Origin of the sequence: Micromonospora sp. CB01531 (assembly GCF_001905095.1) — a bacterium.
Lineage (GTDB): Bacteria > Actinomycetota > Actinomycetes > Mycobacteriales > Micromonosporaceae > Micromonospora.
The window spans coordinates 103,144-119,630 of record NZ_LWLS01000013.1 but is presented as its reverse complement, the minus strand read 5'-3'; the positions used below and the strand labels follow the sequence as shown (position 1 = coordinate 119,630).

At 72.0% G+C, this 16,487-nt stretch carries 23 protein-coding genes; 19 read left to right on the top strand and 4 right to left on the bottom strand.

The features are described 5' to 3' along the window. Positions 1–28: 28 nt before the first annotated feature. The 4 genes from A6A27_RS04620 to A6A27_RS04605 all read left to right on the top strand — a co-directional run bounded on the left by A6A27_RS04620 (position 29) and on the right by A6A27_RS04605 (position 2,567). Positions 29–754, top strand: coding sequence for a hypothetical protein (locus A6A27_RS04620; protein ID WP_143193877.1), 726 nt, complete (start codon positions 29–31; stop codon positions 752–754). Positions 755–800: 46 nt separating this feature from the next. After that, positions 801–998 (top strand): hypothetical protein, encoded by a 198-nt coding sequence (locus A6A27_RS04615; protein WP_073833287.1) that lies wholly within the window; start codon positions 801–803, stop codon positions 996–998. A 39-nt stretch (positions 999–1,037) separates the two neighbouring features. Further along, a complete protein-coding gene (locus tag A6A27_RS04610; RefSeq protein WP_073833199.1) occupies positions 1,038–2,315 on the top strand; it encodes a hemolysin family protein in 1,278 nt (425 codons plus the stop codon). Between the two features lie 69 nt (positions 2,316–2,384). Beyond that, positions 2,385–2,567, top strand: coding sequence for a hypothetical protein (locus tag A6A27_RS04605; RefSeq protein WP_073833285.1), 183 nt, complete (start codon positions 2,385–2,387; stop codon positions 2,565–2,567). Positions 2,568–2,570: 3 nt separating this feature from the next. Here the strand turns inward: A6A27_RS04605 and A6A27_RS04600 are convergent, their stop codons facing one another. Then, the gene (locus A6A27_RS04600; protein WP_073833197.1) at positions 2,571–3,224 is read right to left on the bottom strand and encodes a hypothetical protein; all 654 of its coding nucleotides are present in this window, start codon (positions 3,222–3,224) and stop codon (positions 2,571–2,573) included. A 163-nt stretch (positions 3,225–3,387) separates the two neighbouring features. Here A6A27_RS04600 and A6A27_RS04595 point away from each other — a divergent pair, with 163 nt between their 5' ends. Continuing rightward, positions 3,388–3,597 (top strand): hypothetical protein, encoded by a 210-nt coding sequence (locus tag A6A27_RS04595; RefSeq protein ID WP_073833196.1) that lies wholly within the window; start codon positions 3,388–3,390, stop codon positions 3,595–3,597. On the opposite strand, the gene A6A27_RS04590 is transcribed toward A6A27_RS04595, so the two are convergent. The 3 genes from A6A27_RS04590 to A6A27_RS04580 are packed head-to-tail and all read right to left on the bottom strand — an operon-like array spanning position 3,594 to position 5,218. Next, on the bottom strand, positions 3,594–4,070 hold the full coding sequence (locus A6A27_RS04590) for a hypothetical protein (RefSeq protein ID WP_073833195.1): 477 nt from the start codon (positions 4,068–4,070) through the stop codon (positions 3,594–3,596). The two genes, A6A27_RS04595 and A6A27_RS04590, sit on opposite strands and share 4 nt — an antisense overlap. After that, complete coding sequence (locus tag A6A27_RS04585) at positions 4,067–4,276, bottom strand: phosphatidylethanolamine-binding protein (protein WP_073833194.1); 210 nt, start codon at positions 4,274–4,276, stop codon at positions 4,067–4,069. The genes A6A27_RS04590 and A6A27_RS04585 overlap by 4 nt, the downstream gene beginning before the upstream one ends. Before the next feature lie 60 nt (positions 4,277–4,336). Next, a complete protein-coding gene (locus A6A27_RS04580) occupies positions 4,337–5,218 on the bottom strand; it encodes a universal stress protein (protein WP_073833193.1) in 882 nt (293 codons plus the stop codon). Positions 5,219–5,347: 129 nt separating this feature from the next. On the opposite strand from A6A27_RS04580, the gene A6A27_RS04575 reads away from it, so the two are divergent. From A6A27_RS04575 to A6A27_RS04510, 14 genes are all read left to right on the top strand, one after another. After that, entirely contained in the window at positions 5,348–6,094 is a 747-nt protein-coding gene (locus A6A27_RS04575; protein ID WP_073833192.1) for an SAM-dependent methyltransferase, read from the top strand. A gap of 146 nt (positions 6,095–6,240) precedes the next feature. After that, a complete protein-coding gene (locus tag A6A27_RS04570; protein WP_073833190.1) occupies positions 6,241–7,428 on the top strand; it encodes a PP2C family protein-serine/threonine phosphatase in 1,188 nt (395 codons plus the stop codon). A 36-nt stretch (positions 7,429–7,464) separates the two neighbouring features. After that, on the top strand, positions 7,465–7,935 hold the full coding sequence (locus tag A6A27_RS04565; RefSeq protein ID WP_073833189.1) for a MarR family winged helix-turn-helix transcriptional regulator: 471 nt from the start codon (positions 7,465–7,467) through the stop codon (positions 7,933–7,935). A 325-nt stretch (positions 7,936–8,260) separates the two neighbouring features. Further along, positions 8,261–8,902 (top strand): CDP-alcohol phosphatidyltransferase family protein, encoded by a 642-nt coding sequence (locus tag A6A27_RS04560; protein ID WP_073833187.1) that lies wholly within the window; start codon positions 8,261–8,263, stop codon positions 8,900–8,902. Continuing rightward, positions 8,899–9,846, top strand: a complete 948-nt coding sequence (locus A6A27_RS04555; RefSeq protein ID WP_073833185.1) for a DUF881 domain-containing protein — start codon at positions 8,899–8,901, stop codon at positions 9,844–9,846. Before A6A27_RS04560 ends, A6A27_RS04555 begins: the two co-directional genes overlap by 4 nt. Continuing rightward, positions 9,843–10,175 carry a small basic family protein gene (locus A6A27_RS04550; protein WP_073833183.1) on the top strand — a complete coding sequence of 111 codons (333 nt, stop codon included), beginning with the start codon at positions 9,843–9,845 and terminating at the stop codon, positions 10,173–10,175. Before A6A27_RS04555 ends, A6A27_RS04550 begins: the two co-directional genes overlap by 4 nt. 6 nt (positions 10,176–10,181) lie before the next feature. Beyond that, on the top strand, positions 10,182–11,099 hold the full coding sequence (locus A6A27_RS04545; RefSeq protein ID WP_143193884.1) for a DUF881 domain-containing protein: 918 nt from the start codon (positions 10,182–10,184) through the stop codon (positions 11,097–11,099). A 56-nt stretch (positions 11,100–11,155) separates the two neighbouring features. Continuing rightward, the gene (gcvH, locus tag A6A27_RS04540; RefSeq protein WP_073833180.1) at positions 11,156–11,536 is read left to right on the top strand and encodes a glycine cleavage system protein GcvH; all 381 of its coding nucleotides are present in this window, start codon (positions 11,156–11,158) and stop codon (positions 11,534–11,536) included. 218 nt (positions 11,537–11,754) lie between these two features. Then, on the top strand, positions 11,755–12,207 hold the full coding sequence (odhI, locus tag A6A27_RS04535) for an oxoglutarate dehydrogenase inhibitor Odhl (protein ID WP_007071101.1): 453 nt from the start codon (positions 11,755–11,757) through the stop codon (positions 12,205–12,207). 50 nt (positions 12,208–12,257) lie between these two features. Beyond that, the gene (ftsR, locus tag A6A27_RS04530) at positions 12,258–12,959 is read left to right on the top strand and encodes a transcriptional regulator FtsR (protein ID WP_198940184.1); all 702 of its coding nucleotides are present in this window, start codon (positions 12,258–12,260) and stop codon (positions 12,957–12,959) included. 211 nt (positions 12,960–13,170) lie between these two features. After that, positions 13,171–13,635: a bifunctional nuclease family protein gene (locus tag A6A27_RS04525; protein WP_073833177.1), complete on the top strand. Its 465-nt coding sequence runs from the start codon at positions 13,171–13,173 to the stop codon at positions 13,633–13,635. A gap of 214 nt (positions 13,636–13,849) precedes the next feature. Beyond that, positions 13,850–14,443, top strand: a complete 594-nt coding sequence (locus tag A6A27_RS04520; protein WP_083672417.1) for a MerR family transcriptional regulator — start codon at positions 13,850–13,852, stop codon at positions 14,441–14,443. Between the two features lie 470 nt (positions 14,444–14,913). Next, positions 14,914–15,309, top strand: a complete 396-nt coding sequence (locus tag A6A27_RS04515; RefSeq protein WP_073833173.1) for a group I truncated hemoglobin — start codon at positions 14,914–14,916, stop codon at positions 15,307–15,309. Positions 15,310–15,311: 2 nt separating this feature from the next. After that, on the top strand, positions 15,312–16,478 hold the full coding sequence (locus A6A27_RS04510) for a globin domain-containing protein (protein ID WP_073833172.1): 1,167 nt from the start codon (positions 15,312–15,314) through the stop codon (positions 16,476–16,478). Positions 16,479–16,487 lie beyond the last annotated feature (9 nt).

The following is a 16,487-nucleotide window of genomic DNA, read 5'->3' as shown; positions in this document are numbered from 1 at the left end:
CCGTTGCCCCGTGTGCGAGCGTGTGGCCATGATCATTCCGTGGCTCGGTGCGGGCTTCGCCGATTCCCGCAGCCGCCGTCGACTGCTCCGGCGTGCCTTGGTAGTGGTGATGGCGCTGTGCTGGGTGGCCTGGGCCGCCCTCGCCTGGTGGACGGCGCCTCGGCAGGTCGGTCTCGAGCAGCTGGACCGGGACCTCGCGGCTGGCAGGATCGTCACCTTCGTCCGTGCCGACGGCTGGGACGAGGAGGGCGGCTTCTGGGGGCGACGGCCCGAACCGCAGTACGACAGCGAGGGCTGGATGATGATCTGGAGCCTGCCCGACGGCCGGGTTCGCTACGCCGACGTCGGTGTCCTGTCGATCGATGAGGAGCGGTCGGCCGACCACGAGGACGCGCGCCTTGCCCAGGTCGCCTCCAGTTGGCGCACCGACGGAGCGCCCGCCGACCGGCTCGCCGACGCGGCGGCGCTGCTGTCCGGGGCGCTGGCGGTGACGTGGCTCGGGATGCTCATCGCCGGCCCGGCACCGCGGGCCGGCAGCCGCTGCTTCTGGTTCTGGATCGGGCTGCTGCCGTTCGGTGCAGGACTACTCGGCTGGCTGCTTCGCGAGCAGTGGCACGCCGAGGTGCCGGCGGGCCGGGACCGGCAGTCCGGATGGGCCGGGTTCGGCTGGGCGCTGCTCGGGGGATTGGTGCTGTCGCTGGCGGTACTGGGACTGCGCGCCCTGTTCGGTGGGATTGTCATACCTGGCGGGTGATCCCAAGCCGCTCCGCCGGGCGCCGCAGGTCGCCTACGGTGACGCCATGGATCCTGCGGCGATCTGGCGGGACAAGCAGCACCGGTGGCGGATCGAGGCCTACCGGGCACCGGATCTGCGGTTCGCCATCTTCGCCACGAACGGCACCACCGAGTCGGCGCCGCTGTGGCTGTTCGGGATGAACGCGCTGGCCCGCTGGCTGATGACGCACAAGATCTCGCTGGACGACCTGGAGAAGGACTGACCGGCCGGCGCGGCACACCGGGCGGCGGGAGGGGGCGTGATGGCCGGACAACTCGTCCTGATCGTGGTCCTGGTGCTGATCAACGCGGCCCTGTCCGGTAGCGAGATGGCACTGGTCACGCTCCGGGAGGCGCAGCTGCGGCGGTTGGCTCGGGCGGGGCAGAGCGGGGCCCGGCTGGTCCGTCTGGCCCGCGAGCCGAACCGTTACCTGGCCACCGTCCAGCTCGGCATCACCCTGGCCGGCTTCCTGGCCTCGGCGGCCGCCGCGGTGTCGTTGACCCAGCCCCTGGTACGGCCGTTGAGCTTCCTCGGCCGGGCGGCCCATCCGGTGGCCGTGCTGCTGGTGACCCTCGTACTGGCCTTTATCACCCTGGTGGTCGGTGAACTCGCCCCGAAGCGGCTGGCCATGCAGTGGACGGAACGGTGGGCACTGCTCAGCGCGCGACCGCTGGACCTGCTGAGCCGGGTGTCCCGCCCGGCGGTGTGGCTGCTCAGCCGCTCCACGGACCTGCTGGTCCGGCTCGCCGGCGGCGACCCCCGGGCGCGTCGCACCGAGGTGACCGAGGAGGAGCTGCGGGAGATGCTGGTCAGCCAGCGCGGCCTGTCCGCCCAGCAGCGGGAGATCCTCGCCGGGGCGTTCGACATTGCCGGTCGGCGGCTGCGGGAGATCCTGGTGACCCGACGCGACGTGACCTCCCTGCCGGCCGCGATGACGACGGCCGAGGGGATGCGGCGGCTCGCCGCGACCGGCCGCTCCCGCGCCCCGGTTGTCGGGCCGGGCGGCCTGGACGACGTGTGCGGCGTGGTGCACATCCGCGACCTGGTCGACGGCGACGGCGCTACCGTCGGCGCCCGGGCCCGCCCGCCGGTGCTGCTGCCGGGCACGCTGCCGGTGGCCGACGCGATCCGCCAGCTGCGCCAGCGCCACGAGCAGCTCGCCCTGGTCGTCGACGAGTACGGCGGCATCGATGGCCTGGTCACCATGGAGGACCTGCTCGAGGAGGTGGTCGGCGAGCTGTACGACGAGACCGACCTGGACGTGCGTGGCGTGCTCCGCGAGCCCGACGGCGGACTGGTGATCCCGGGTGACTTTCCCCTGCACGACCTGCCCGACGTGGGGGTGCGGCTCACTTTCCCGCTGACCCACGAGTACACCACGGTCGCCGGGCTGGTGCTGGCCGGCCTGGGCCGGGTGCCGACCGGCCCAGGCGAGACGGTGCGGCTGCCCGGGCTGACCGTGGAGGTGGTCGAGGTGGCCGACCGGGCGGTGCGCCGGGTACGGCTGCGGGGCCCGGCCACCGGCTCCCGGCCCGACTGACCTGACCCGGACGGGGGACCTTCGACGAAACGGACAAAACGGGGCCAACGCGCCTGTACCGTGCGGAGCGTGAGGGACCGAAACCTGCGCACCTTCCTCGCGGTGCTCGCCGGGGTGGCGGTGATCTACTTCGGGGTCAGCGGCCACCGCAGCGGCGGCGGCGAGGGCGGCATCTCCGGCGGTCTGGTCCTGCTCGCCGTGGCCGCGTCGCTGCTGGTCTGGTACCTCACGAAGCCGGGCCCGGCCAAGTGACGCTCAGCGACCGGCGGCCGTGCGGCTGACCTCGCCGGCCGACTCCTGGCCGAGCGCCACCCGGACCAGGGCCGACGCGAGCCGCCCGAAGTCGGCGTCGCCGACCAGCCCGGCCAGTCGGCCCGGGTTCGCCGGCAGGCCGAGCCGCTTCGCGCCGGCGAGGGTCCGCCGGTCCGCGTACGGGCGCAGGTCCGGCCACACCGTCTGCGCCTCGCGCAGGAAGATGTCCGCCCCGGTCGGCCCGATGCCGGGGAACTCGGTCAGCAGCCGCCGCAGCGCGTCGCGGTCGCCGTCAGCTTCCCGGTGCATGCGGCGCAGGTCCCCGTGCCACCGGTCCAGGCACAGCCGGGCGGCCCGGCCGAGCATGGTGGCGGTGCGCTCGTCGTAGCGGCGGTAGTGCCCCCGGCCGAGCGCGTCCACCCGGTCCTGCCAGCTCGCCGCCTCCATCACCTGCGGCGTGCGGTAACCCGCGGCGAAGAGTTCGCGGGCCGCAGCAATCGCCACGCAGGCCCGGATGCGGGTGCTCAGCAACGTGGTGAGTACCAGCAGCTGGTAGAGCGGCGTGGGCCGGTCGGCGAGTGCGATCCCCGCCTCCTCCGCGTACGTGCGGGCCTGCCGGTCCAGCAGCACCCGCGCCACCTTCCGATCATCTGGCATCCCGTCCGGGTACCCGCCCCGGCGGCAGACAGGCCAGTGCGCTTGGCATCTCTGCGTGCGGACCAGATGCGCTACGGAGGTGCGGAATGCGCCTGGGCGGCGGCGGGTACGCCGATCAGGTACGCGGCCCACGCCGTGTGCTCCCACTGGGAAGGAGAGACCTGTGGTCAAGCCGCAGCAGGAGGAACTCCGCCGCAACGACAAGGGTGCGACCAGCCAGGACAGCCGCGAGGGCCTCCAGGTGAGCGGGCATCCGCGCAACAAGGGCACGTCCAACGCGGACGTGGGGCGGCCGGTTCCGAAGGGACAGGTGTCGCCATACGGTCCGGCCGGTCAGCCGGTGGCCGACGACGAGAGCGGCCGGCGGCGCTAACGGCGCCGCCGTGAGGGCGGCCGCAGCCTCCGCCAGGTGGCTGCGGCCGCCATTCCGTACGCCAGATGCGGCACGATGTCGGACAGCCAGTCCTTCGGCCGCCAGGTCCGGGGGTCGCTCACGCCGAGGGCGGCGATCGACCCGTCGGTGGTGGCCATCACCCCGCCGCCGAGCAGTCCCGCCGCGAGCGGCAGCGGGATGCGGCTACGGGCGGCGAGCGCCCCGAACACGGCCCCGGCGGCGATGCCGGTGCCGTAGCCGAGGACGGCTCCCAGCCCGGACCGGCGGTTGGCCGCCTTCTCCTCGGGTCCGAGGTCGATGTGCGCGGCGTGGGCCATCCGCCCGGCGGTCTCGTCCGGGGTGCTGCTCGACGGGCGGGCCCGGACCACCATGTCCAGGAACGTGACGACGTTCAACGTGGCGGTGCCGACGGCGCCCGCGATGGCGCCGTCGACCACGGGTGCCGCCCTCACTTCGGGTCGCCCGGTTCGCGCTCACCCTTGGGGCCGAACGTCCGTTCTCCCCGGACGATGCCCCGCTGGCCGCGGTCGTCCTGGAGGATCCGGTTCGCCACCTGGTTCGCCTCCTGGTCGGCGGCCCGCCCGGAATTCTCGATCAGATCGCGCAGCCGCGCCCGCTCCTTGTCGTACGCGTTGCTGCCCGGCCGTGGTCCTGGCATCGCTGCCTCCTCCGGTGTGGGTACCCGCACCGTCTACCCGCCGACAGCGGCGCCAACCGTTCAGCCGGGGGAGCGGACCACCGCGACCGGGCAGTCGGCGTGATGCAGCACGCCCTGGCTCACCGACCCCAGCAGCAGCCCGCTCAGCTCGCCCCGGCCCTGCCCGCCGACGACCATCAGCTGGGCGTCGCGGGCGGCCTCGGTGAGCACGGCGACTGGCCGGCCGTGCACCGCTTCCCGGGTCACCGGCACCCCCGGGTGGCGCTCGGCCAACCCGGTGAGCGACTGGGCCAGGACCCGGTCCTCTTCGTCGTGCAGCCGGTTCTCCTGGTAGACCAGCGGCTGCATGTCGCCGGGACCGGTGGAGACCGGATGGGTGTAGGCGAGCACGGCGTGCAGCGGGGCCCCGCGCAGCGCCGCCTCCTCGGCGGCGAACCCGACGGCGGCCCGGGACGGCGGGGAGCCGTCGACCCCGACCACCACCGCCCCGGCTGGCCGCTGCGCGCCGCGGGCCACCAGTACCGGGCAGTCGGCGTGTGCGGCGACCTGGACGGCCACGGAGCCGACCACCAGGGCGGCGAACCCGCCGAGGCCGCGGTCGCCGAGCACGAGCATCGTGGCGCTGGGGGTCTCACCGAGCAGCACCGCGGACGCCTCGCCGTCGATGATCTCGCCGGAGACCCGTACCCCGGGCGCTGCCGCCTCCGCCTCGCCGACGGCCGCGGCGACCAACTGCTCCGCCTGGTGCCGCAGCCCGCCGCCGGGTGGCGCCCCGGCGGGCGGGGTCACCGGTACGCGCAGCAGCGGCCAGACGAACGCGTGCACGACCCGCAGCGGCCGGTGCCGTCGGGCGGCCTCGGCCGCGGCTAGCCGGACGGCCCGCAGCGCCGGCTCCGAGCCGTCGACGCCGACCACCACCGCCGCGCCGTTCGCCGAGTTCACCGCTGCACCTCCTGGCCGCCGGACGCCCGCGGCCAGTATCGCGGCCGGTTGCGCGTCGCCGGGGCGATACCGAAGGAGCCGGCCCCTGGGTACGCTGTCGACCACCGCCCGAGGAAGGGAGCCTCGTCGATGGCCGAGCCCGACCAGCCGAGCACCGCCCGCATGATCGACTTCTGGCTCGGCGGCGAGCACCACTTTCCGGTGGACGTGGCCGCGGCCCGCGCCTTCGAGGGGGCGTACGGGCCCTGCGCGGAGATCTTCCGCTCGTTGCGGGACTTCCTCGGCCGGGCGGTCCGGTCGATCGCCGACGCCGGGGTGGACGGGTTCCTGGTCTTCGGCGCCGGCGTGCCGACCCGCGGCAACGTGCACGAGGTCGCCCCGGACGCCACCGTGCTCTACACCGACGTCGACCCGGTGACCATCCGCCTCGGCCAGCGCCTGCTCGCCGACAGCGACCGCGCCGGGTACGGCTTCGGCGACGCCACCGACATCGGCACCATCGACCCGGCCCAGCTGCACCGCTTCGTGCCCGGATGGGGACGCCGGCCGGTCGGCGTGGTCTTCCTCGGGCTGGCCGCGTTCCTGGACGACGCCACCCTGGCCCGCACCCTCGACGAGCTGTACGAGGCGGTCGCGCCAGGCAGCTTCCTGGCGATCGACTTCGACAGCGAGGAGTTGGCCGGGCATCCGGAGGCGCTGGCCATGATGGGTCCGACGTTCCGGATGCGACCGCCGGCCGGGTTCGCGCCGCTGCTCGGCCGGTGGCAGCCCACGGTGGACGGCATCGTGCCGGTCGCCGAGTGGCGTCCGGCGGGTGCGCCCGCACCGGTGCCGGACGCCTTCTACGGCGTGGTGGCCACCAAGCCCGGCGGCTGACCGCGGGCGTCTCCGGCCCTCCGGTCTGTCCCGGACCTGCCACCGTCGGCCCGCCGGCGAGTCGGCGGGGAACCGGGGCGGCCGGCCGTGCAGCGCCCTCCGTATGATGCTTGCTCCGCAGCAATAGTCGCCTTCGGAGGATGAGCATGCCGGATGCGCCCGGACAGGTGTCGCGTGCCCTGCGCGCGGCGCCGCCCGACCAGTTGGCGGAGGAGGCCGACCGGGCGATCCGCCTGGCGCTGGACGCGTCGCGGACCGAGGTGTTCATCGCCGACTACCGGTTCAGCGGCCTCTGGCCGGTGCTCGACCCGGACTTGCCGGACGGCGGCTTTCTCGCCTGCCAGGGCGTGGCGCAGCGCTGTTTCAGCAGTCAGCAGCCGGTGTTGGACAGCGGCGAGGGCGGTCGCTGCCGGGTCTACCTGCCGCTGTCGGTGTGGGGTGAGCGCCTCGGGGTGCTGATGCTGGAGCTGCCGGTGAACCCGGACGCGGCGGCGGTGGAGGTGGCCCGGGACGTCGCTGGCGACCTGGCGGTGGCGCTGCGGGCCGCGGACCGGGGGACCGACCGGTATCGGCGGGCCCGCCGGCGGGAACGGCTCAGCATGGCGGCGGAGATGCAGTGGGACCTGCTGCCCGGGCGCAGCGTCACGCACGGCGACTTCGTGCTGGCCGGGCAGCTCGAACCGGCGTACACGGTGGGCGGTGACCACTTCGACTGGTCGGTCGACAGCGACCGGCTCACCGTCTCGGTGCTCAACGGTGCCGGCAGCGGCCTGGCCGCGTCGCTGCTGACCGCGGTGACCGTCAACGCGATGCGCAACGCCCGGCGCTCGGGCGGCAGCCTGGTGGAGCAGGCCGAGCTGGCCTCGGACACCATTTTCTACCAGCAGCGGGGGAGCCGGCACGTGGCCACGCTGCTGCTGGAGCTGGACATCCGGCGGGGCGTGGTCCGGGCGGTCGACGCGGGTTCGCCGCACGTGCTGCGGCTGCGCGGCGGTGCCGTCTCGCCGGTTCCGCTGGAGCAGCAGCTGCCGCTCGGCATGTTCGCCGAGGCGCGGTACGAGGTGCAGGAGTTCACGGTGGAGCCGGGGGACCGGCTCTTCGTGGTCAGCGACGGCGTGTACGCGGCGCAGCCGGACGGGCAGGAGCCGTACGGGGAACGGGCCATGGCGCGATCGATGCGGTCCACTCGGTTGCAGCCAGCGGCCGAAGCAGTTGGTACGGTGATGCGCGAACTGCACGCGTACCACGCCGACGCGGATCTCCGTGACGACGCGGTGATCGTCTGCCTGGACTGGCGCGGTTCCAGCCCTCCTGACGACGCCGACGGGCAGTGACCAGACCGGCGGGGCGAACATCGCAGGGGACATCGGGTGGAGCGATCTCCGAATCTTGCCGCGGCCATCGATGCGGCTGCCGAGGCGCTTATCGGTGTGCTCGACTCCGCCGCCCCCCGGCACACCGTGAGCGTCTCGCCGACCCAGCTCCGGGTGCTGTCGCTGATCATGGCCCATCCGGACACCAACGTGAACCGGCTGGCCGAGCTGCTGGATGTCGTACCGTCCTCGGCCAGCCGGCTCTGTGACCGGCTGGAGGCGGTCGGCCTGCTGCGCCGGGTGGCCGATCCCCGCGACCGGCGCGAGGTGCGGCTGATCCCCACCGCCGCGGCCGACACCCTGTTGCGGAACCTGAAGGAGCGGCGCCACAGCGCGGTCCAGGCGGTGCTGGACCGGATGCCCCACCGGGTCCAGCACGAACTGCTGCTGGCCCTGATCGCGTTCAGCCAGGCGGCGGCGCTCGGCGCCCAGCAGGCAGCCGCCGACTCCACCGCCCGCACCGCCTGACCCCGGCGCTCGCCCGCGCAGCACACGATTCCGGCTGCGTTCCACCTTTCAACTAGTGTCCTAGGATGCCTTACGGGTAGTGCGCCACCGCACAGAACACAGACACGGCCACCCGGACCGAAAGCGGACCCCGGGTACGCCGGAGCGGCCCGATATAGTGGCAGCGCAACTGGCCGGCCCGCGATCGACACGACCGCGGGCCGCATCGGGGAGGTCCCAGCCCGGGATCACAGAGGGCGCCGGCACTGACCGGCCGGCAACGCGCACGTCCGAAGGATCGGCCGATCGTGGTCGGTCCCGGGTCGTGCTGCGAAGGGAGGGTTCGGTGTCGCGTCGGCCGGCTCCATCGGAGCATCCGGCTCCCGGCGGTGCGACGGCGGTGGTGGTCGACCGTGTCCTCACCCTGCCGAACGTGATCAGCTTCGTCCGGCTCGTCGGCGTGCCGCTGTTCCTCTACCTCTTCCTCGTGGTCCGGGCCGACGTCGCGGCGATCGTGGTGCTGGCGATCGGCGGCACCAGCGACTGGGTGGACGGCTGGATCGCCCGCCGGCTGCACCAGGTCAGCCGGCTGGGGGAGCTGCTCGACCCGCTCGCCGACCGGCTCTACATCCTGGCCACGCTGCTGGCGTTCACCGCGCGCGAGGTGGTGCCGTGGCAGTTCACCGCGGCGCTGCTGGCGCGCGAGCTGCTCCTGCTCGGGTCGCTCGGGGTGCTGCGCCGCTACGGTTACGGCCCACCGCCGGTGCACTACGTCGGCAAGACGGCGACGTTCCTGCTGCTGGCCGCGTTCCCGACCCTGCTGCTGGCGGCCGCCGCGCCGAGCATCGCCACGGCCGCCGGGGCGATCGGCTGGGGGCTGGCCTGGTGGGGTCTGGTGCTCTACTGGGTGGCCGGCGGCATGTACGTGGTGCAGGCCAGCCGCCTGGTCCGCGAAATGCGGGCGCGGCGCGCGGGAGCGGCGGCATGAGCCTGGCTCCGCGGGAGCGGGCCGGGGACCCGTCGGCGCGGGCGTACGCCCCGGACTTCCTCACCGAGCTGTTCCGCAACCCGCTCGATCCCGGGTACGCCGACGCGGCGGCGCGGCGCCAGGAGGGGCCCACGTCGCGGTTGCGGCGGCTGCTGGCCCGTCCGGTCAGCCTGGTGGTGCTCGTGGTGATCGGGTTTCTGTTCGCGGTGGCGTACCGGGAGACGATCGCGGAGCAGCCGAGCCGGGCGAAGGCGCGGGCCGGGCTGATCGCCGAGATCAAGCAGCGGGAGGCCGAGACGGACCGGTTGACCGAGCGGGCGGACCAGCTGCGCGAGGAGGTCGGCCGGCAGCGGGACGCGGCGTTGAGTGGTTCGCAGGCGTCCCGGTTGCGCAACCTGGAGGCGGGTACGGGCCTGGGCCGGGTGCGCGGTGACGGTGTGGTGGTGCGGTTGGCCGACGCGGCGGCGGACAAGGACGCGGTGACCGGTGCGGACGCCGGCCCGTCCCGGGTGTTGTACTCGGACCTGCAGAAGGTGGCGAACGCGTTGTGGGCGGCGGGCGCGGAGGCGGTCGCGGTCAACGGTCAGCGGCTGACGGCGACGTCGACGATCCGTTCGGCGGGTGAGGCGATCCTGGTGGACTACCGCCCGGTGACGAGCCCGTACGAGGTGACGGCGATCGGTCCGGGGTCGATGCGGGACAAGTTCGACGGCAGCCGGGCGGCGGACTTGATGCGCGACGTGGCGCGGACCACCGGGTTGTCGTTCGGTGTGAAGGACGTCGACGACCTCACGCTGCCGGCCGCGCCGCAGCCGCGGCTAATCTACGCCGAGCCCTCGGTGAGTCCGAGTCCGTCTCCGTCGGGTTCGGGTGTCGCCGGTTCGACCAGTCCGGGGCCGTCCGGTTCGCGGACGTCTCCCAGCCCCTCCGGAGGTGGCCGATGATCGCGGTGCTGGCGTTGTTCGCCGGTGTGCTGCTCGGGGTGTATCTGGACCCCACCGTGCCGGCGGCGTTGCAGCCGTATCTGCCGATCGCCGTGGTGGCCGCGCTGGACGCGGTGTTCGGTGGCGTGCGGGCGAAGCTGGACCGGATCTTCGACGACAAGCAGTTCGTGGTGTCGTTCATCTCGAACGTGCTGGTGGCGGGTGTGATCGTGTACCTGGGTGACCAGTTGGGTGTGGGCGGTCAGTTGTCCACCGGTGTGGTGGTCGTGCTCGGGGTGCGCATCTTCGGGAACGTGGCGGCGATCCGTCGGCACCTGTTCCGGGCGTAGGTTGTGGTGATGAGCGAGGAGCACCGGGAGACGGGCACGGGTTGGCCGGAGCCGGAGAAGCCGGCGCGGCCGTCGGGTCCGGCGAGTGAGCCGGATCCGCGTCCGGACGCGCCGGATCCGGACGAGTTGAGCCCGTTGTCGCCGGCGGAGCGGGAGGCGGAGGACCTGCCGGCGGGTGAGCCGGCGGGCGACGCGCCGGACGGGTCGGCGACGGCGAAGTCGGTGTCGCGGCGGTTGACGTCGGCGGGGGCGATGATCGCGGTGCTGCTGGCGTTGCTGGGGTTCACCCTGGTGGTGCAGTTGAAGACGACGTCGACGGATCCGACGCTGGCGGCGACGCGGGAGGAGGACCTGGTCCGGATCTCGTCGGATCTGGATTCGCGGGAGCGGCGGTTGCGGCAGGACATCGCGGCGTTGGAGGAGAGCCAGCGGCAGTTGCGCTCGGGTGAGCAGGGCCGGGCGGCGGCGTTGGAGGAGGCGACGCGGCGGGCGGACGAACTGGGCATCCTGGCGGGTACGTTGCCGGCGGTGGGGCCGGGTCTGTCGGTGCGGTTCGAGGGTGGCGAGAAGGCGTTGGCGCCGACGCGGATCCTGGACGCGGTGCAGGAGTTGCGGGGTGCGGGCGCCGAGGCCATGCAGATCGCCGGGGCGGACGGGACGGCGGTGCGGATCATCGCGTCGACCTATTTCGTGGACGGGCAGAGTGGTGGCCTGGTGGTGGACGGGCGGCGGTTGAGCGGTCCGTACACGGTCCTGGTGATCGGTGATCCGGCGACGATGCGTACCGCGTTGAACATTCCCGGCGGGGTGGTCGCATCGGTGACGGATGCCGGCGGTAACGTGATCGTTGAGGATCGTGAGGCTGTGGAGGTTTCGCAGTTGCACGCGCCGATCAAGCTGGAACACGCCCGGCCGGTTTCCTGACCGGTCGGGGCCGCGCCGGTTTTCCCCCGGTGCACCGATGATGAAGGACGCTGCTGGTGATTCCTGAGGATCTGCGGTACACCGCCGAGCATGAGTGGGTGGTGGGTGGTGACGGCGGTGCCGTCCGGGTCGGTATCACGCACTTCGCTCAGGACGCTCTGGGTGACATCGTGTTCGTCCAGTTGCCGGACGAGGGTGCGGTGGTGGCGGCGGGTGAGTCGCTGGGTGAGATCGAGTCGACCAAGAGTGTGTCGGAGATCTACGCGCCGGTGAGTGGCACGGTGTCGGCGCGCAACGAGGCGTTGACCGACACGCCTGAGGTGATCAACACGGACCCGTACGGTGCGGGGTGGTTGGTGGAGATCACCGTGGATGATCCGGCGGTGGTCGAGGGTTTGTTGACCGCTGCTGGGTACCGCGAGCTCACTGAGAGCTGATTTGTCGTTGCGGGCGGCGGGGTTGGTTCTCCGCGCGTCCGGTTGCCCTGTATTTCGGCGCTGGCTAGGCTCGCCCAGTCGACCGAAAAGCCGATAGTTGAGCGTTGTGGAATGCGCCTTCCCGGGCACGGGGAGCCAGCCGCCGGGTGTGTGACTGCCCGGCGGCCAGACCCGCCATTACCCTGACGCCGACCGAACAGATCCGTGAGGTGGTCCCCATGACGCGCCCAGACGACGAGTTCCCCCCGCTCGACGTCACTTCGACGCTCAATCTCGGTTCGCTCGACGAAGTGCTGGAGGGCCCGGACACCGATGTGGTGCCGAGCCGGATGTCCGGCTCGTTGCCGCCGGGTATGGCGCTGCTGGTGGTTCGTCGCGGTCCGAATGCGGGTGCCCGGTTCTTGTTGGATCACGATGTGACGACGAGTGGGCGGCACCCGGACAGTGACATTTTCCTCGATGACGTGACGGTGTCGCGGCGGCACGCCGAGTTCCACCGGGACGGTGGCACGTTCACGGTGCGGGACGTGGGCAGTCTGAACGGCACGTACGTGAATCGGGAGCGGGTCGAGGCGGCCACGTTGAGCAATGGTGACGAGGTGCAGATCGGTAAGTTCCGGGTGGTGTTCATCGCTGGTCCGCGTCCGGAGGAGGAGGCCGGCCGGGGGTGAACGGGCCTGCGGCTTCGACGCCGTCCGGGGCGGCGCGTGCCATACCGCTGATGAGTATCGGTGAGGTGTTGGCGCAGTTGCGGGCGGAGTTCCCGGACGTCACCATCTCGAAGTTGCGGTTTCTGGAGGCCGAGGGCCTGGTGGAGCCGCAGCGGACGCCGGCGGGGTATCGGAAGTACAGCTGGGACGATGTGGCGCGGTTGCGGTTCGTGTTGACCGCGCAGCGGGACCAGTATCTGCCGTTGCGGGTGATCCGTGATCAGTTGGCGGAGTGGGACGCGTCGGGTGCGGCGCCGGGGCGGCAGCGGCCGGCGTTGGTGGCGGTCGGTCCCGGTGGTGAGGTGCCGGGTCGGGAGGGGGTGGAGTCCGCCGAGTCGTCGGAGGTGCGGCTGGGGCGGGCGGATCTGATCTCCCGTAGTGGTGTCGACGAGTCGACGTTGGCCGAGTTGGAGCGGCTCGGTGTGCTGGTGCCCGATCCGCCGGGTTGGTACGACGCGGATGCGTTGATCATCGCGCGGGCGGTGGCGGGGTTGGCGGCGTACGGGTTGGAGCCGCGGCATCTGCGGGGGTACCGGACGGCGGCGGATCGGGAGGTCGGTCTGTTCGCGCAGTTGGTGGCGCCGTTGGCGCGGCAGAGTGATCCGGCGGCGCGGGCGCGGGCGGCGGAGACGGCGCGGGAGTTGGTGGCGTTGTCGCAGCAGTTGCACGCGGCGTTGGTGCGGGTGGGGCTGCGGTCGACGTTGGGTCGGTGAGGTGTGGGGCCGGGTGTCGTTGGGGCGCCCGGCCTCTGCTGTCGGTGGGCGCGGAAAGATCTGGCTCGGGAAGCGTGTCGTAGGCTTGCCGGGGTAACCCGTTTTGGCGAGGCGTGGTGCACGTAGCGCATGGGACTCTCGTGTCGCGGTCCGTGTACCGTGCAGGGAAGGGCGCGGTGCGGGCGTAGGTGACAACGACACGGAGGCGGCGGTGCGCGAGCTGAGCGTGGTCGGAGTTCGGGTGGAGCTGCCCAGCAACCAGCCGATCGTCCTGCTGCGGGAGGTCGAGGGGGACCGCTATCTGCCGATCTGGATCGGCGCGGTCGAGGCGACGGCGATCGCCTACGAGCAGCAGGGGGTCAAGCCGGCGCGGCCGTTGACGCACGATCTTTTGCGGGACGTGTTGGCGGCGTTGCAGGCGCCGTTGCGGGCGGTGGAGATCACCGAGTTGAAGGAGAACGTCTTCTACGCCGATCTGTTGATCGGTGACGGGGTGCGCGTGTCGGCGCGGCCGAGTGACTCCATCGCGTTGGCGTTGCGGGTGGGGGCTCCGATTCGTTGTGCGGAGCAGGTCCTCAGTGAGGCGGGGATCGTGATCCCGGACGAGCAGGAGGACGAGGTGGAGAAGTTCCGGGAGTTCCTGGAGCAGGTGCGGCCGGAGGATTTCGCGGGCTGACCGGTGGCCGGCCCGGGTGGGGTCGGTGGCCCGGCGCACCGGTGTCACGGTGGGTGAGCGTCGCCTGCTGTGGGTGATCTTCCTGGTGGTTGCGCGGCGTGTCGCGGTGGTTCGTGCGTGGTAACTCCTTGGTGCGGCGATAGGGTTGCGGTGTCGAGGGGTGCACGTGCGCGGAGAGGCGGCGTGTCACCGCACGGGCGGGGAGGTTGTCCGGATGCACGAGCCGCGAGATCCTGGTCCGAGTACGGAGCAGCAGGCGGGTGTGGCGCCTGCGCCGGGCGGTGACGGCGAGGTGGGCTACCGGGGCGTGACGGCGTGTCATGCGGTGGGCATCAGTTACCGGCAGTTGGACTACTGGGCTCGTACGGGCTTGGTGGTGCCGAGCGTGCGGGATGCGTCGGGTTCGGGGACGTCCCGGTTGTACTCCTTCCGCGACCTGGTGGTGTTGAAGGTCGTGAAGCGGCTGTTGGACGCCGGGGTGTCGTTGCAGAACATCCGTAGGGCGATCGAGGCGTTGCGGTCGCGTGGGGTGGAGGACCTGGCGGGCATCACGTTGATCTCCGATGGGACGTCGGTGTACGAGTGCCGGTCGCCGGAGGAGGTGGTCGACCTGTTGCAGGGTGGCCAGGGGGTGTTCGGCATCGCGATCGGTGGCGCGTTCAAGGAGATCCAGGGGTCGTTGTCGTCGCTGCCGGCGGAGCCGGCGGATTCGTCGGGTCGTGCTGGCGAGGAGTCGGCGGAGTCGCCGTCGGCGAAGTCGGTGGGTGACGAGTTGGCGGCACGTCGGGCGCGTCGTCGGGCGGGCTGAGCTGGCGGTCCGTCGGCGGGGGTTCCCGTCGGGGCCGGTGTGTGGGATCGCGTCGTGGCTGGAGCCCGACGCGATCCTTTGTTGCGCTGCGTGTCGGGGTGGCTGGTGGTTGGCCGGGCTGCTCCGATGGGTGGGACCGGTGGCGCGACGCGACTGGGCGCCTTGAGCGGATGGCATCTACGGTGGTCGCGGCCCGTCCAGGGTGGAGGGTGTCACGTGGACAGGTCGACCGCCGGTGACGCGCTGTCACTGCCCGGTGGGCTCGACGATGAACCGGCCTTCCGGATGATGACGACGCTGGCCGGTCGGCGGTTGTCAAAAATCTGATAGGCCGGCCGTGCCTTTATCCGGATGGCGCGCTAAGGTCCCACACGGTCGCGCTGGCACTGAACGTTACGGCACCTCCCGCCAGCCGACCGGTTGCCCCTCCGCGCCGAGTCGCGCGGCCTTTCACCCTGGAAGGAACGACCGTGACGGTTATTGAAGAGACCGCGCCGTCCCACTACGAGCGGATTGGCGGCGCCAGTTCGGTCAAGGCGGCGGTGGCCCTGTTCTACGACAAGGTGCTCGCCGACCCGGAGCTGGCCGGCTACTTCACCGAGCTCAACATGGCCGAGCAGCGGCGGCACCTCGCGTTGATGCTCACCGTGGTGCTCGGCGGACCGAACGAGTACGAGGGCCGTGAGCTGGCCGAGGTGCACCAGCCGTTGAACATTCCGGTGGCGCACTACGTCAAGGTCGGTGAGCACCTGACGGCGACGCTGACGGAGCTGGGCGTGCCGGGCGACATCATCGGCTACGTGCAGGTCGTCCTGGAGAAGGTGCAGGACCAGGTGGTGGCCCAGGGACGCGGGACGGGCGTCTGAGTGTGGATGCGGCACGACTGAAGCAGAGTTGGTCTCTGGTCGCCGCGCACGGCGACCAGGTGCCGCTCTATTTCTATTCCATGTTGTTCCTGTCCCACCCGGAGACCCGGCAGATGTTCCCCACGAACATGGCCGGGCAGCGGGATCGGCTGGTGACCGCGTTGGGGCACATCGTGTCCCACGTGGACCAGGTCGACAGCCTGGTCGGGTTCCTGCAGGATCTCGGCGCCGACCACCGCAAGTTCGCGGTGCGCCCGGAGCACTATCCGGCGGTCGGTGAGGCGCTGGTGGCGACGTTGCAGCATTTCCTCGGCGAGGCGTGGACCGACGAGCTGGCGCAGGACTGGACGGCCGCGTACGGGCTGGTGTCGCAGGTGATGATCGACGCGGCGCAGGCGGCCGAGGCGGTGAACCCGCCGTGGTGGGTGGCCGAGGTTCTCGGGCATGAGCGGCGGGCGTTCGATCTGGCGGTGCTGACGCTGCGTCCGCAGTACCTGCTGCCGTTCGCGCCGGGCCAGTCGATCGGGGTGTCCCATCCGGCGGTGCGGGCGTGGCGGTACTACTCGCCGGCGAACGCGCCCCGGGCGGACGGCACGCTGGAGCTGCACGTGCGCGCGGCGCCGGGCGGCGCGGTGTCGTCGCGGTTGGTGTACGGGTGCGCGGTGGGTGACCAGGTCCACCTGGCCGCCCCGGTGGGGGACCGGTTGACGCTGTGGCCGGCCGGCACCTCCGATCTGCTGCTGCTGGGCAGCGGCACCGGCTGGGCCCCGCTGAAGTCCCTGGTGGAGCAGGTCGCGGCGGAGGGGTCCCGCCGCCGGGTCGATCTGTATGTGGGTGCCCGGTCGCCTGGCGAGTTCTACGACAACGAGGCGATCGAGAAGCTGGCGGCGTCGTATCCGTGGTTGGCGGTCACCTACGTGGTGGGTATGGACCTTCAGCGGCCGGGGGAGTTCGGGCACGTGGTGGACCGGGCGTTGGCCGACGGGGACTGGCGGTCCCGGCACGTGTACATCTGCGGCTCGGACGAGATGGTCAATCATTCGGTGACGACGTTGACCAGGACGGGCTACCACCAGGGTCAGCTGCACCATGAGGGTTTCGGCAAGCACTGGTACGGGCCGACGTGGCGGACCGCGACCGCCTCTGACGATTCCGGAGGTGTCCGGTGAGCGCGAGGA

Coding starts and splice junctions, on each gene's coding strand:
- A6A27_RS04620 (WP_143193877.1), top strand. CDS start 29: ATGATCATTCCGTGGCTCGGTGCGGGCTTCGCCGATTCCCGCAGCCGC.
- A6A27_RS04615 (WP_073833287.1), top strand. CDS start 801: ATGGATCCTGCGGCGATCTGGCGGGACAAGCAGCACCGGTGGCGGATC.
- A6A27_RS04610 (WP_073833199.1), top strand. CDS start 1,038: ATGGCCGGACAACTCGTCCTGATCGTGGTCCTGGTGCTGATCAACGCG.
- A6A27_RS04600 (WP_073833197.1), bottom strand. CDS start 3,224: ATGCCAGATGATCGGAAGGTGGCGCGGGTGCTGCTGGACCGGCAGGCC.
- A6A27_RS04585 (WP_073833194.1), bottom strand. CDS start 4,276: ATGCCAGGACCACGGCCGGGCAGCAACGCGTACGACAAGGAGCGGGCG.
- A6A27_RS04575 (WP_073833192.1), top strand. CDS start 5,348: ATGGCCGAGCCCGACCAGCCGAGCACCGCCCGCATGATCGACTTCTGG.
- A6A27_RS04570 (WP_073833190.1), top strand. CDS start 6,241: ATGCCGGATGCGCCCGGACAGGTGTCGCGTGCCCTGCGCGCGGCGCCG.
- A6A27_RS04555 (WP_073833185.1), top strand. CDS start 8,899: ATGAGCCTGGCTCCGCGGGAGCGGGCCGGGGACCCGTCGGCGCGGGCG.
- A6A27_RS04550 (WP_073833183.1), top strand. CDS start 9,843: ATGATCGCGGTGCTGGCGTTGTTCGCCGGTGTGCTGCTCGGGGTGTAT.
- odhI (WP_007071101.1), top strand. CDS start 11,755: ATGACGCGCCCAGACGACGAGTTCCCCCCGCTCGACGTCACTTCGACG.
- ftsR (WP_198940184.1), top strand. CDS start 12,258: ATGAGTATCGGTGAGGTGTTGGCGCAGTTGCGGGCGGAGTTCCCGGAC.
- A6A27_RS04520 (WP_083672417.1), top strand. CDS start 13,850: ATGCACGAGCCGCGAGATCCTGGTCCGAGTACGGAGCAGCAGGCGGGT.